Here is a 12,757-nt window from a genome sequence, read left to right on the forward strand (position 1 = left end):
CCACCGCCGGGCACCGGTCGTCCCCACCGAGCCGACCGACCCCGAGCTCAGTCGCACGTGATCGCCCCAGCGCAGTACGTGCGCAGGAACTCGCGCTCCTTGGCCTGCGGTCGCCTGCGGGGACCGGCCACCGAGAGCAGCGACAAGATCATCCGGAGGACGAACTCGGCGGCATCCTCGGAGACGATGCCGTCGCGAAGCTGCCCGGAGGTGCGCGCCTGGTCGAAGATGGGCCGCAGGAAGTCCTGGGTCAGCTCGTACAGCGCCGCGGAGGCACCGGCGATGCTGGTCGTGTGCCCGGCGACCTCCGGAGCGAACAACAGGGCTAGGTGGTCGCTCCTCCGGACCGCTGCGACCGTGTACAGCACGCCCTCGACGATGGCGTCTCCGAGCGTCTGCTCCCGTTGGACGCGACGGTCGAGCGACGCCAGGAACTCTCTACCCTCCCGGAGCACGACACCGAGGATGATCTCGTCCCGGCCGCCCCCGAAGTAGCGGTACACGGTGGCCCGCGACACCCCGGCCTCGGTTGCGATGTCCTCGAGGGTCGTCTTGGCCACGCCGAACCGTGTGAAGCACACCTCGGCCGCGTCGACCAGCCGGTCGCGCGCGTCGTCAACCGAAGTCGGGGCCTCGCTGCCCCATGACTCTCTCGCCATCCGGGCCACCGCCGCACCCTACGCCATGCATCGTAGCCTGATGAGACAGGCAGTACGTTCTGTCCCATGACTGACCGCGAAGACCGGTCGACCCCGCGATCGCTGACGCGATGCTCGATGCCGCCAACAACCCGACGATGACGCGCGACATCATCCGCCGTCCCGGCCCCTGACCCCCACGGACGCCCCTATGACCGATCCCACCTTCTCGTCGACGTGCGCGACGGCATAGCCGTGGTCACCATGAACCGTCCCGACAAGCGCAACGCGCTGGGCCCCGGAGATGCTGGTTCGCCTGGCCGAGGCGTGCCGGCAGGTCCGTGACGACGACGCCATCCGGGTCGCCGTGCTCACCGGCGCCGGCGACAAGGCGTTCTGCGCGGCGCCGACCTCGGCCGGCTCATCACGCTGCTCACCCGTCAGCGGAACCCGGAGGACGAGTGAGACGAGCGGTTGCTGTCCGACAAAGCCGCGTTCGCCGACGGGCCGCTGCGGGGCTTCGTGCTCGACACTCCGGTGATCTCGGCCATCCAGGGCGACGCCTTGGCCGGCGGCACCGAGCTGGTGCTGGCCACCGACCTGCGCGTGGCCGCCGAGGGTGCACGGTCGGGCTCACCGAGGTGGCCTGCTGCCTCATCCCCGGCGGAGGCGGGGCAGCCGCCTCCCCGCCAGGTCCCACGGGCCAAAGGCGATGGAGATCTTGCTGCTCGGTGAGCGGATGCCGGTGGAGGGGGCATGGCGCATCGGCCTGATCAACGAGGTCGGCCCCCGCGGCGAGGTCCTCGAGCGGGCCATGGAGCTCGCCCGCCGCATCGCCGGCAACGGCCCGCTCGCCGTGCGAGCCGTCAAGGAGGCGGTCCGCCGCTCCGAGGGCACCAGCCTGGACGAGGCGCTGCGCATCGAGTCCGAGGTCGGAGTTCCCGGGTTCACGGTCAAGGACGCGGTCGAGGGGCCGCTGGCTTCATGGAGAAGCCCCCACCGATCTTCACGGGAAGCTAGAGCCCCGGTCCTTCACCTCACGGCAGGAACCGGACTGGCGCGCGACGGGGGGCATGGTTCAGCCTGCATCCACCGAGCTCAGTAGCGGTGATCGGGGCTCGGCGACCCGAAACAGGAGGTGTGTTATGTTCCGCCCGCTCCGGCCAGGTCTGGCCATCGCACAACCATCGGAAGGCCCGACGTGACCAACCCACTACGAGGCAACGCCGCCATCGTGGGCGCCACCGACACCGTGTCGCCCACCGGCGTCCTCGGTCGCACCGATGCCCAGCTCGAGGTCGAGATGATCCGCGCCGCCCTCGACGACGCCGGCTTGACGATCAGCGACGTCGACTGCGTGATGTCCACCAACGGGATGATGGCCTCGCTCGAGCTCGGCGAACGCCTCGGCGTCCGGGGCCGGTTCACCGACTCCACCATGACCGGCGGCTCGAGCTCCGAGGTGCACGTCGAGCACGCAGCCGCAGCCATCGCCGCCGGGCTCTGCGAGGTGGCCGTCATCGTCTACGCCGCCACGCCCCGAGGCGGCAAGAACCCCTTCGCCGGCGGCGGCCCCGGCGTCGGAGGCAAGGACTCCGCCCTGTTCCAGTGGGACCTTCCCTACGGGCTCGGGTTGCCGGCTGCGAGCTACAGCCTGGCCGCCCAGCGGCACATGCACGACTACGGCACCACCGCCGAGCAGCTCGCCCAGGTCGCCGTCTCGATCCGGGAGTGGGCGGTGAAGAACCCCAACGCCTACCACCAGGACCCGATCTCCATCGACGACGTCCTCGCATCGCCGATGGTGGCCGAGCCGCTGCACAAGCTCGACTGCTGCCTCGTCACCGACGGCGCCGGCGCGCTCGTGGTGACCTCGGCCGACCGCGCCCGTGACCTCGCCCGCCCGCCCGTCTACGTGCTCGGCGCCGGCACCGCACACACCCACGGCATGTCGATCTCCCAGATGGGCGACGTCACCACGACCGGTGCCGCCGTGTCCGGCCCCCGAGCCATGGCCATGGCCGAGATCACCCACGACGACATCGACGTGGTCGAGCTCTACGACAGCTTCACCATCACCGCGCTCATGACCCTCGAAGACCTCGGCTTCTGCGCCAAGGGCGAGGGAGGCGCGTTCGTCTCCGACGGCCGCCTCGGCCCCGCGGGCACGCTGCCCACGAACACCAACGGCGGCGGGCTCGCATACACCCACCCCGGCATGTACGGCATGTTCATCCTCGTCGAAGCCGTCCGCCAGCTCCGGGGCGAGTGCGGCGACCGCCAGGTGCCCGGCGCCGAGGTCGCCATCGCCAACGGATGTGGCGGCGTCTTGTCGTGCACGTCCACCATCGTCCTCGGCACCGAGGCCACCCGCTAGGAGCCGCTGATGCCGCGCATCGAACCGCCGATCACTCCGCTCGCCGAGCCGTACTGGGAAGGCACCCGTCGCCGGGAGCTCCTGGCGCAGCGGTGCCCGTCCTGCGACCGGTTCGTCTGGTACCCCAGGGATGCGTGCCCGGGCTGCCTCGGCACCGACCTGGCATGGAGCCCCCTGGCGGGGACCGGAACCATCTACACGTTCAACGTCATGCGCAAGCCCGGCAACCCGATGATGGCCGACGAGGTGCCCTACGTGGTCGCCCTCGTCGATCTCGACGAGGGCGTCCGCATGACCACCAACATCGTCGGCGCCGATCCGGCCGGCCTGCGCTGCGACCAACGGGTCGTCGTCGACTGGTCAGCGGAGCTCGCCGACGGGCGACGGCTCCCGGTCTTCCGACCGGTGGCCGGCTGACGTCACGACACCACCCGAGGAACCATGTATCCAGGAGTCCATGCCACCACCACGCCGGACAAGCCGGCCCTGATCATGGGCGGCACCGGCGAGGCCGTCACCTACCGCGAGCTCGACGAGCGATCCAACCAGCTGGCGCGGCTGTGGCGCGACCACGGCCTCGAGCCGGGTGACCACGTCGCTATCTTCAGCGAGAACCAGCCACGGTACCTGGAGGTGATGTGGGCGGCCCTGCGGTCGGGCCTCTACATCACCACGGTGAACAGCTACCTGTCGGCCGAGGAGGTCGCCTACATCCTCGACGACTCCGGCGCACGGTCGCTCGTGACCACCACCGACAAGGCCGATGTCGCGGCCGAGGCGCTGAAGGACGCGCCCGGCGTGGCCCTGCCGCTGCTCATCGGCGATGGCGACGCTCGCTTCGAGTCCTACGTCGACGCGGTGTCGGCCATGCCCACCGAGCGCCTCGAGGAGGAGCCCGCCGGTGAGATGATGCTGTACTCGTCTGGGACGACCGGTCGCCCCAAGGGGATCAAGCGGCCGCTGTCGGGCAACACCATCGACCAGGGAATCATGATCGCAGCCCTGCTCGGCGGTGTGTTCGGCATGGACGCTGACACCACCTACCTGTCGCCGGCTCCCCTGTACCACTCGGCCCCCATCGGCTTCAACCTCGGCGTGCAGTCCCTCGGCGGCACCACCGTGATCATGGAGAAGTTCGACCCGGTGGAGGCGCTGCGGCTCATCGAGGCCCACCAGGCCGGGCACTCCCAGTGGGTGCCCACGATGTTCGTGCGCATGCTCAAGCTGCCCCCGGAGCAGCGCGAGGCCTTCGACGTGTCGTCGATGCAGGTGGCGGTGCACGCCGCGGCGCCGTGCCCGGTGGAGGTCAAGCACCAGATGATGGCGTGGTGGGGGCCCGTCCTGTGGGAGTACTACGCCGGAACCGAGCTCAACGGGTTCTGCCTGGTCAAGCCGGAGGACTGGCTGGAGCGGCCCGGCACCGTGGGCAAGCCCCTCATCGGCGAGATCCACATCCTCGATGAGGAGGGCAACGAGCTGCCGCCCGGCGAGGGCGGCACGATCTACTTCGGTGGCGGACCGCCGTACGAGTACCACAACGCACCGGAGAAGACCGAGAGCTCCAAGGACCCGAAGGGCCACGGCTGGACCACCCTCGGCGACGTCGGGTACCTCGACGAGGACGGCTGGCTGTTCCTCACCGACCGCAAGGCGTTCATGATCATCTCCGGCGGGGTGAACATCTACCCCCAGGAGATCGAGGACTGCCTGATCATGCACCCCAAGGTCGCCGATGTCGCTGTCTTCGGCATCCCCGACGACGAGATGGGCGAGTCGGTGCTCGCCGCCGTGCAGCCCGCCGAGGGGGTCGAGCCCGGCCCCCATCTCGAGGCCGAGCTGGGGTCGTTCGCCCGCGAGCACATCGCCGGCTACAAGGTCCCCAAGCGCTTCGAGTTCCTCGACGAGCTCCCTCGCCTGCCCACCGGCAAGCTGTACAAGCGCAAGCTGCGCGACACCTACTGGCACGGTCGCGACCGCGCCATCTGAACCCCCGCTGCCGATCCCGACCTCTGGAGAAACGACATGCCCGGTTGGAACTTCGCCGAGATCTGGGAGGCTGCGGCCGACCACCTGCCCGACGCACCCTTCGCCAAGCAAGGCCACCGCACGGTCACCTGGAGCGAGGCCGACCGGCGCGCCGACGGCATCGCCCGCACGCTGCTCGACGCGAGGGCCGGCAAGCAGGACAAGGTGGCCCAGTACCTGTACAACTGCCCGGAGTACCTGGAGACGGTGTTCGCCTGCTTCAAGGCGTCGCTCGTCCCCGTGAACACGAACTACCGGTACACCAAGGACGAGCTCGTCTACCTGTGGGACAACGCCGACGCTGTGGCCGTCGTGTTCCACGGCTGCTTCGTCGACACCATCGAAGCCATCCGCGACCGGGTGCGGAAGGTGAAGACCTGGCTGTGGGTCGACGACGGCTCCGGCCCGTGCCCTGACTGGGCGATGCCGTACGAGGAGGCCGCGTCGCGCCAGACCGCCCGGGTGCTGCCCGCCCACGGGCGCGACGGCGACGACCTCTACATGCTCTACACCGGCGGCACCACCGGCATGCCCAAGGGCGTGATGTGGCGCCAGGACGACCTGGTCATCGTCCTGTGCGGCACCCTGGGCACACCGCTGCCCGAGGAGCGCGACCCGACGGTGCTCGACACGATGCTCCAGAGCCCCGGGGCAGTGGGGATCCCGGCATGCCCGCTGATGCACGGCACCGGCGCCTTCACCTCGTTCTCCATCCTCTCCGCCGGCGGGTGCATGGTCCTGCTGCCCAGCCGGCACTTCGACCCGGAGGAGCTCCTGGACGAGGTCGAGGCCAAGAAGGTCAACGCCGTCGCCATCGTCGGCGACGCCTTCGCCAAGCCGATCCTCGGGGCGCTCGACGCCCACCCCGGACGCTGGGACCTGTCGTCGCTCATGGCCATGACGTCGTCGGGCGTGATGTGGAGCGAGGAGACCAAGCAGGGGCTGCTCCGGCACAACCCGCAGATGTTCCTCATGGACGCCTTCTCGTCGTCGGAGGCCCTCGGCATGGGCCAGTCGGTGTCCGGCGGCGGACAGGCCGCCAAGACGGCCAAGTTCGAGCCCGGCCTCAACACGATCGTCGTCGACGAGCAGGACCAGCGGATCATCGAGCCCGGGGTCATGGGTCGCCTTGCCGTCGGCGGCCGCCAGCCCATCGGCTACTACAAGGACCCGGAGAAGTCAGCCCGCACGTTCATCACGGTCGACGGCAAGCGCTACTCGTGCCCCGGCGACTACGCCGTCCTCGAGGACGACGGCACGGTGACGGTCCTCGGCCGTGGGTCGGTGTGCATCAACACGGGTGGCGAGAAGGTCTTCCCCGAGGAGGTCGAGGAAGCCATCAAGACCCACGGCGCCGTGCGCGACGCCGTGGTGGTGGGCGTGCCCCACGAGCGCTTCGGCGAGATGATCGTCGCCGTGGTGGAGCCCGCGTCCGAGCCGCCGGCCCAGCAGGAGATCATCGATCACGTCCGCGGGCGCCTGGCCGCCTACAAGGCGCCCCGCCGCGTGATCACCGTCGACACGATCGGCCGAGCCCCCAACGGCAAGGTCGACTACAAGCGCCTGAAGGAGCACGCCACCGCCACGGTCTGAGCTCCAGCGATCGGAAAGCGGGACCAGCGGCGGGCGTCATCGGGCCGCGGCATGGCCTCCCCGACCCACACCAGCGGCGAGGTGGCCCGGGCGAGGTGCCCCGGCCGTGGTCGTCTCGGAGCGGGAGATCGCGGGATCAGATGGCCAGCTCGCTGGCCACCTGGGCCCGGGCCGGCTCGGGCACGGCGCCGTCCACGGGTCGACACCTTCCTCGAGCGCGAGGTCCAGCGAGCGCAGCAGCTGGGCGAACAACGACGAGTTGGGATGGCGATGACGACCTCGAGGCGGGCTCGCTCGTCGGGCACCGTCCCCTCCAGCTCGTCCCAGGTGCCGGCGCTGATAGCGCCCGACGCGAGCGTCTCGTCGGTGGCGGCCAACTACGGCGCGGTCGGCGCGGTCGAAGCGGTCGCTGCACTTCCAGTCGCGCACGCCTTCGAGGTCGTCCTCGGAGATCTCGAGCTTCCGGGGCACCCGCCAGTGCTGCGTCCACTCGTACATCGAGCCCTGGCGCCAACCGATGCGCATGATGATCAGCTCCCGCAGGCGGGCGTCGAGCTCGCCGTTCCACAGCAGCTGGTGGAGGAATGCGTTGACCCGGGTGCCGGTCTACCACCGCACCGGGACCGGGCGCGGGCCCCGCACCTGGCCACCGCTCCACGTGACGGCGTCAGCGTCGGCGAGCTCCGAGGTTGGAATGCGGTCGAGGAAGCGCTCGATGGCCACTCGAAGCTCCATTCGGGCCAGGTTCGAGCCGAGGCAGCGGTGGATGCCCGAGCCGAAGGCGAAGTGGCGGTCGCGCTGCCGATCGATGACGAACTCGTCGGGGCGATCGAAGTGTTCGGGGTCGCGGTTGCCAGCCGGGAAGGCCATCAGCACCTTGTCGCCCCTCTTCATCGGGCAACCGGCGTAGTCGGTGTCCTCGGCCACGAGCCGGGCCATGGTCACCGGGCTGTGGAACCGCAGGAGCTCCTCCAGGCCGTGATCATCAGCTCCGGCTCCTCCGCCCGCAGCCGTGCCTGGTCCTCAGGGTGAGACGTGAGGTGGTACAGGCTCGAGCCGATGGCTCGATGCGGCTCGGGCCGAAGCGGGGCAGCAGCATGCGCCGCGCCCAGGAGTGCAGCGGCGGGTCCGAGGTGATCGGTGGGGCGATGAGCATGATGGTCGCCTCGAGTTCAGCTCGGGCCCGGCGTGATCACGGCGATGTCCCGGGAGGAGAACCGATCGACGTCGTGGGCGATGGCGCGAGATGGTCGTGTCGGCTGGGGAGCCCACGTGGACCCGTACCGGTCGGTGTGGGCCATGGCGCAGCGCTCCCGCAGCTCGGCCCACGTCGGCGCCTGGTCCGCGACGTTTAGTCCGGGTCGAGGATGTCGAAGTCAGGGGCCCAGTCCAGGCCGTCGGAACGTGGGTCGGTGGCGGTCATGGTTCCTCCGCACCGGCGGCAGCAAGGTCCGGCCGACGGCCGTCGGCGCAACACTATCCCCGAGTTGTCTCCTCGGCGGCACACGTGACAGGATCCGTCGCACCGCGCACACGGCACGGGAGGGAAGTCGCATTCCAGCCGCAGGTGCCCAGGTGAGCGGCACCTACGTGCCCAAGCCTGAGTGGCTCGTGCTCCACCGGCACCGGGCCTGCATCGAGGCCGAGTCCCTCACCGTCTTCGTCGAGGAGGCCGAGCGCGAGATCGACCGGCTCGCCTCGCTGCGAGCCGCCACCCGCTGACCACCTGAACACAGGAGCAACACAGATGACCACCATCGAGGACACTGCGCTCGACGTCCACCTCTGGCTCGACGAGAGCTGGGATCCCGACCTCACGGTCGCCGAGTGGTGGGCCCGCATGGCCGACGCCCGCCTCGCCCACCCGATGCTGCCCGCCCCTTGGGGCCGGGGTTGGAGCCGGAACCAGGCCGCCGGCCTCGCTCAGGCGATGGTGCAGCGCAAGGCCCTCGGCCCACCGTCGGGCCTGGGCATGATGCTGGCGGCTCCGACGATCATCGCCCACGCCTCCCAGGAGCTGCAGCACCGCCTGGTGCCGAAGATCCTCAACGGCCAGCACGGCTGGTGCCAGCTGTTCTCCGAGCCGGGCGCCGGCTCCGACCTGGCCGGTCTGCAGTGCCGCGCCGAGCGCGACGGCGACGAGTGGGTGGTGACCGGCCAGAAGGTGTGGACGTCCCTCGGCCAGTGGGCCGACTACGGCATCCTCGTCGCCCGCACCGAACCGGACGCGCCCAAGCATCGGGGCATCACGTACTTCGCATTCCCGATGCTCCAGGACGGTGTCGAGGTGCGGCCGCTGCGGGAGATGACGGGCCGGGCCCTGTTCAACGAGGTCTTCCTCGACGAGGCCCGGGTCCCCCACGCCAACGTGGTCGGCCAGGTCGGTGACGGCTGGCGGGTCGCGAACACCACGCTGATGGTGGAGCGCAGCGGCATCGGAGGCAACAACGTCGCCGCCCCGAGCGCGGCCATCGCCGGCACCATCGCCGGCCACCTCGACCGGCCCGCCGGCTCCTTCGAGCACGAGACGCCGGCCCTGGGCGAGGGCGGCGTGGGGCCCGGGCGGGTCAAGTCCTTCGTCAGGCTGGCGCGGGAGCTGGGCAAGCTCGACGATCCCACCGTCCGCCAGGACCTGATGCGCCTGCACTCCATGGTGGAGATCAACGGCTGGCACCTGGGCCGCATGAAGTCGGGCAACGCCGCCACCGGCGGGGAGGGGAACCTGGCCAAGCTGCGCAACAGCGACGCGGTCCGCCTCGCCCGCGACCTGGGCTGCCGGATCCTCGGTCCCGGCGCCACGTTCGTGGGGCCGGACTCGCCGTCGGGCGGGTCCATCCAGGAGCTGACCCTGTTCTCGCCGGCGCCGTCCATCTACGGCGGCAGCGACCAGGTCCAGCGCAACATCATCGGCGAGCGCGTCCTCGGCCTGCCCAAGGAACCGGGTCCGGCCAAGGACACGCCGTTCCGGGACCTGCCCCAGAACACCTCGCCGTCGCGCTGACTCGAGGTTTCCGCTCGAGGGGGCTCCGTCCGTCGCCCGTTCGACACGTGGCGATGCATGTAACATGCGCTACGGTCGACACGCCGGATGCGTCGCAGAGACACGTCGGCAGAGACAAGGGGTGCCCATGACCATCATCGACGAGGTCCTCGACTGGGCGAACGACTTCGACATCTTCCACCGCGACTACGTCACCGAACCCGAGCGGCCGTGGGCCGAGCTGCGTGACCGGTGCCCGATCGCCTTCACCGAGCGCCGCAACCGGGCGTGGCTCCCCGTGCGCTACGACGACATCGCCGAGATCGCCCACGACGTGGAGCACTTCTCCTCCAGCGACGTGGGCGTGGTGACCATCAACCGGCAGGGCGAGGGGGCCCTCACCGCCGGTGCGCCGCCCATCAGCTCGGACCCGCCCGTGCACACCTGGGCCCGGCGCCTGCTGCTGCCGGCGTTCGGCCCGTCGGCCGTCGAGCAGATGACGCCCATCACCCGGGGGCTGGCCAGCTCGCTCATCGACGAGTTCATCCACACCGGCAGGGGCGACGCCGCCGCCGACTACGCCCAGCACATCCCGGTTCGCATCATCGCCACCATGCTCGGCATCCCGCTCGAGCACGAGGAGCGGTTCACCGAGTGGGTGGTCAAGATCCTCCAGGAGGGGTTCCTGAACCCACAGGGCTCCCGCGGGGCGCTCGAGGAGCTGGTCGGCTACTTCGCGGAGCGCATCGGCGAGCACCGAGCCCTGCCCGAGGGGGAGCGCCCCGACGACCTGCTGACCCTGCTCATCGAGTCCGACGTCGAAGGCGAGCCCATCGAGGACATGCACCTGCTCGGCACGTGCTTCCTGCTGCTCGTCGCCGGTATCGACACGACTTGGAGCGCCATCGGCTCGGGCCTGTGGCACCTGGCGGCCAACCCCGACGACCAGCGCCGGCTGCGGGAGGACCCGTCGCTCATGGACACTGCGGTCGAGGAGATGCTGCGCATGTACAGCCCGGTCACCATGGCCCGGGCCGTCACCGAGGACATCGAGTACAAGGGCTGCCCCATGAAGGCAGGCGACAAGGTGCTCATGGCCTTCCCGGCCGGCAACCGCGATCCCGAGCACTTCGAGCGGGCCGACGAGTTCGTCATCGACCGCAAGAAGAACCGCCACTTCGCCTTCGGGTCCGGCATCCACCGCTGCTTGGGGTCGAACCTGGCCCGCATGGAGCTGAAGGTCGCCATCGAGACCTTCCTCGAGCGGGTGCCGTTCTTCCGGCTGGAGGATCCCGCGGCGGTGACCTGGGTGGGCGGCCAGGTGCGCGGCCCCCGCAGCGTGCCCGTGGTGTTCGGCGCTCCCTGACCACACCTCGGACCAACAGGCGGCGGACCGGTCCCTGGGGGGACCGGTCCGCCCGGGGTTCCGGGGCCTCGCCCTCAGGCTGAGACGAGGAACCCCTCGTAGTCGGACGCGGCGACCTCGTCGCAGCGAGCGCGGTAGTTGGCCAGCCCGCCGACATAGGGCATGAAGACCCGCTTCTTGCCGGGGATGTTGGCGCCGAGGTACCAGGAGTCGGCCCGGTTGAACAGGCCGAACCGGGAAACCTCGGCCACGTGGTCGGTCCACGCGTCCTCGGCCTCCCGCGTCGCTTCGATGACCCGGTGGCCCCGCTGGCGCAGCTCATCGGTGCAGCCGGCGATCCACTCGACGTGCTGCTCGATGGACGTGGGCATGTTGGTGAGCACCGACGGGCTGCCCGGACCGGTGATGGTGAACAGGTTGGGGAACCCGGCCACCTGCAACCCCAGGTACGAGGTGGGTCCGTCGGCCCACTTCTCGGCCAGGGTGAGCCCGTCACGGCCGGTGATGTTCATGCACAGCAGCGGCCCGGTCATGGCGTCGAACCCGGTGGCGAAGACGATGGTGTCGACCTCGTGGTGGCCGTGCCGCGCCTGGACGCTGGTGGGCGTGATGCGCGTGATGCCGCCGTCGGAGACGTCCACCAGGGTGACGTTGTCCCGGTTGAAGGTCTCGTAGTAGTCGGAGTCGATCGGTGGCCGCTTGGCCCCGTACGGGTAGCCCTTCGGGCACAGCTTCTCGGCGACGTCGGGATCCTTCACGACGGAGCGGATCTTGGACCGGATGAACTCGGCGGCGGTCTCGTTCGCTCGCTCGTCGAGGAGGAGATCGAAGAAGCCGCCCCACAGGAACTTGAAGCCGCCCTCCTCCCAGAGCGCCTCGTAGATGGCGTTTCGCTCCTCGTCGGTCAGCTCGAGGGCCGAGCGTGACGAAGGGGTGTAGGGGAACCCGGCGAAGGACGCCTTCGTGGCCCGTACGACCTCGTCGTAGCGTGACTTGATGCGGACCCACTCGTCGCGGTCCATCTGCCGGTCCCGCGCCGGCACCGTGTAGTTCGGCGTGCGCTGGAACACGTAGAGGTGCTCGGCCTGGCGGGCGATGACCGGGGCCGCTTGGATGCCGGTGGACCCGGTGCCGATCTGGGCGACCCGGCGTCCGGTGAAGTCGACCCCCTCGTGGGGCCAGCGACCGGTGTGGAACCACTGTCCCTCGAACTCGTCGCGGCCGGGGATGTCGGGCACGTTGGCTGCGGACAGGCAGCCCACGGCCGTGACCAGGTAGGTGGCGGCGAGCGTCCGTCCGGTGTCCGTGCGCACGATCCACCGGGCGCCCTCGTCGTCCCAGGTGGCCGATTCCACCCGAGTGTCGAAGCTGAAGCTGCGGCGCAGTTCGAGCCGATCGGCGGCGAACTCGAGGTACCGGAGGATCTCCGGCTGCTCCGGGTAGCGCGACGACCAGTCCCACTCGTCGAGCAACACCTTCGAGAAGGTGTAGCAGTAGTAGAAGCTCTCCGAGTCGCAGCGGGCGCCCGGGTAGCGGTTCCAGTACCAGGTGCCGCCTGGTCCGGAGCCGGCCTCGATGCCGACGACGTCCAGGCCGAGCTCGTCCCGAGCCTGGTGGACCATGTACAGGCCGGAGAACCCGGCCCCCACGACGATCATGTCGTGGACGGCGTCTGTGCCGTGCGCTGTGGACATGCGCTCCCCTGTGTTGCGAACCGAGCGACGTTGCGAGCCGGGCGGCGGATGGTGGAACATCGTACATCAGATGTTCAACATGCT

Annotated in this window: 12 protein-coding genes and 1 pseudogene; 9 read left to right on the forward strand and 4 right to left on the reverse strand. The window is 70.0% G+C overall.

The window, feature by feature from the left end; genetic code table 11:
• Positions 1-47: 47 nt before the first annotated feature.
• Entirely contained in the window at positions 48-659 is a 612-nt protein-coding gene (locus HC251_RS19860) for a TetR/AcrR family transcriptional regulator (RefSeq protein WP_255566495.1), read from the reverse strand.
• 501 nt (positions 660-1,160) lie between these two features.
• Between HC251_RS19860 and HC251_RS26405 the strand changes: the two genes are divergently transcribed.
• The 6 genes from HC251_RS26405 (at position 1,161) to HC251_RS19890 (ending at position 6,633) form a co-directional block, all read left to right on the forward strand.
• Positions 1,161-1,373 carry an enoyl-CoA hydratase-related protein gene (locus tag HC251_RS26405; protein WP_370651314.1) on the forward strand — a complete coding sequence of 71 codons (213 nt, stop codon included), beginning with the start codon at positions 1,161-1,163 and terminating at the stop codon, positions 1,371-1,373.
• Complete coding sequence (locus tag HC251_RS19870) at positions 1,351-1,743, forward strand: enoyl-CoA hydratase-related protein (protein WP_219942344.1); 393 nt, start codon at positions 1,351-1,353, stop codon at positions 1,741-1,743. Before HC251_RS26405 ends, HC251_RS19870 begins: the two co-directional genes overlap by 23 nt.
• Positions 1,744-1,839: 96 nt before the next feature.
• Positions 1,840-3,015: an acetyl-CoA acetyltransferase gene (locus tag HC251_RS19875; RefSeq protein ID WP_219942345.1), complete on the forward strand. Its 1,176-nt coding sequence runs from the start codon at positions 1,840-1,842 to the stop codon at positions 3,013-3,015.
• 9 nt (positions 3,016-3,024) lie between these two features.
• On the forward strand, positions 3,025-3,432 hold the full coding sequence (locus HC251_RS19880) for a Zn-ribbon domain-containing OB-fold protein (protein WP_219942346.1): 408 nt from the start codon (positions 3,025-3,027) through the stop codon (positions 3,430-3,432).
• A 24-nt stretch (positions 3,433-3,456) separates the two neighbouring features.
• Positions 3,457-5,001, forward strand: coding sequence for an AMP-binding protein (locus HC251_RS19885; protein ID WP_219942347.1), 1,545 nt, complete (start codon positions 3,457-3,459; stop codon positions 4,999-5,001).
• Positions 5,002-5,037: 36 nt separating this feature from the next.
• Positions 5,038-6,633 (forward strand): acyl-CoA synthetase, encoded by a 1,596-nt coding sequence (locus HC251_RS19890; protein WP_219942348.1) that lies wholly within the window; start codon positions 5,038-5,040, stop codon positions 6,631-6,633.
• A 36-nt stretch (positions 6,634-6,669) separates the two neighbouring features.
• Here the strand turns inward: HC251_RS19890 and HC251_RS26410 are convergent.
• Together HC251_RS26410 and HC251_RS19900 are read right to left on the reverse strand one after the other, a co-directional pair.
• Positions 6,670-7,218 (reverse strand): annotated as a pseudogene (locus HC251_RS26410) (carboxymuconolactone decarboxylase family protein); the annotation flags it as partial.
• Positions 7,219-7,239: 21 nt separating this feature from the next.
• Positions 7,240-7,572: a cytochrome P450 gene (locus HC251_RS19900; protein ID WP_219942349.1), complete on the reverse strand. Its 333-nt coding sequence runs from the start codon at positions 7,570-7,572 to the stop codon at positions 7,240-7,242.
• Between the two features lie 636 nt (positions 7,573-8,208).
• Between HC251_RS19900 and HC251_RS19905 the strand changes: the two genes are divergently transcribed.
• From HC251_RS19905 to HC251_RS19915, 3 genes are all read left to right on the forward strand, one after another.
• Complete coding sequence (locus tag HC251_RS19905; RefSeq protein WP_219942350.1) at positions 8,209-8,355, forward strand: hypothetical protein; 147 nt, start codon at positions 8,209-8,211, stop codon at positions 8,353-8,355.
• 25 nt (positions 8,356-8,380) lie between these two features.
• The gene (locus HC251_RS19910) at positions 8,381-9,634 is read left to right on the forward strand and encodes an acyl-CoA dehydrogenase family protein (RefSeq protein ID WP_219942351.1); all 1,254 of its coding nucleotides are present in this window, start codon (positions 8,381-8,383) and stop codon (positions 9,632-9,634) included.
• A gap of 127 nt (positions 9,635-9,761) precedes the next feature.
• Positions 9,762-10,979: a cytochrome P450 gene (locus HC251_RS19915; protein WP_219942352.1), complete on the forward strand. Its 1,218-nt coding sequence runs from the start codon at positions 9,762-9,764 to the stop codon at positions 10,977-10,979.
• A gap of 74 nt (positions 10,980-11,053) precedes the next feature.
• Here the strand turns inward: HC251_RS19915 and HC251_RS19920 are convergent, their stop codons facing one another.
• Positions 11,054-12,673, reverse strand: coding sequence for an NAD(P)/FAD-dependent oxidoreductase (locus HC251_RS19920; protein WP_219942353.1), 1,620 nt, complete (start codon positions 12,671-12,673; stop codon positions 11,054-11,056).
• Positions 12,674-12,757: the final 84 nt, after the last annotated feature.

The organism is Iamia sp. SCSIO 61187, assembly GCF_019443745.1.
GTDB lineage: Bacteria > Actinomycetota > Acidimicrobiia > Acidimicrobiales > Iamiaceae > Iamia.

Bases quoted from the DNA above. Each gene is read 5' to 3' on its own strand.
- HC251_RS19890 (WP_219942348.1), top strand. From the start codon at position 5,038: ATGCCCGGTTGGAACTTCGCCGAGATCTGGGAGGCTGCGGCCGACCAC.
- HC251_RS19910 (WP_219942351.1), top strand. From the start codon at position 8,381: ATGACCACCATCGAGGACACTGCGCTCGACGTCCACCTCTGGCTCGAC.
- HC251_RS19920 (WP_219942353.1), bottom strand. From the start codon at position 12,673: ATGTCCACAGCGCACGGCACAGACGCCGTCCACGACATGATCGTCGTG.
- HC251_RS19915 (WP_219942352.1), top strand. From the start codon at position 9,762: ATGACCATCATCGACGAGGTCCTCGACTGGGCGAACGACTTCGACATC.
- HC251_RS19900 (WP_219942349.1), bottom strand. From the start codon at position 7,572: ATGGCCCGGCTCGTGGCCGAGGACACCGACTACGCCGGTTGCCCGATG.
- HC251_RS19885 (WP_219942347.1), top strand. From the start codon at position 3,457: ATGTATCCAGGAGTCCATGCCACCACCACGCCGGACAAGCCGGCCCTG.
- HC251_RS19870 (WP_219942344.1), top strand. From the start codon at position 1,351: ATGGAGATCTTGCTGCTCGGTGAGCGGATGCCGGTGGAGGGGGCATGG.
- HC251_RS19860 (WP_255566495.1), bottom strand. From the start codon at position 659: ATGGCGAGAGAGTCATGGGGCAGCGAGGCCCCGACTTCGGTTGACGAC.
- HC251_RS19880 (WP_219942346.1), top strand. From the start codon at position 3,025: ATGCCGCGCATCGAACCGCCGATCACTCCGCTCGCCGAGCCGTACTGG.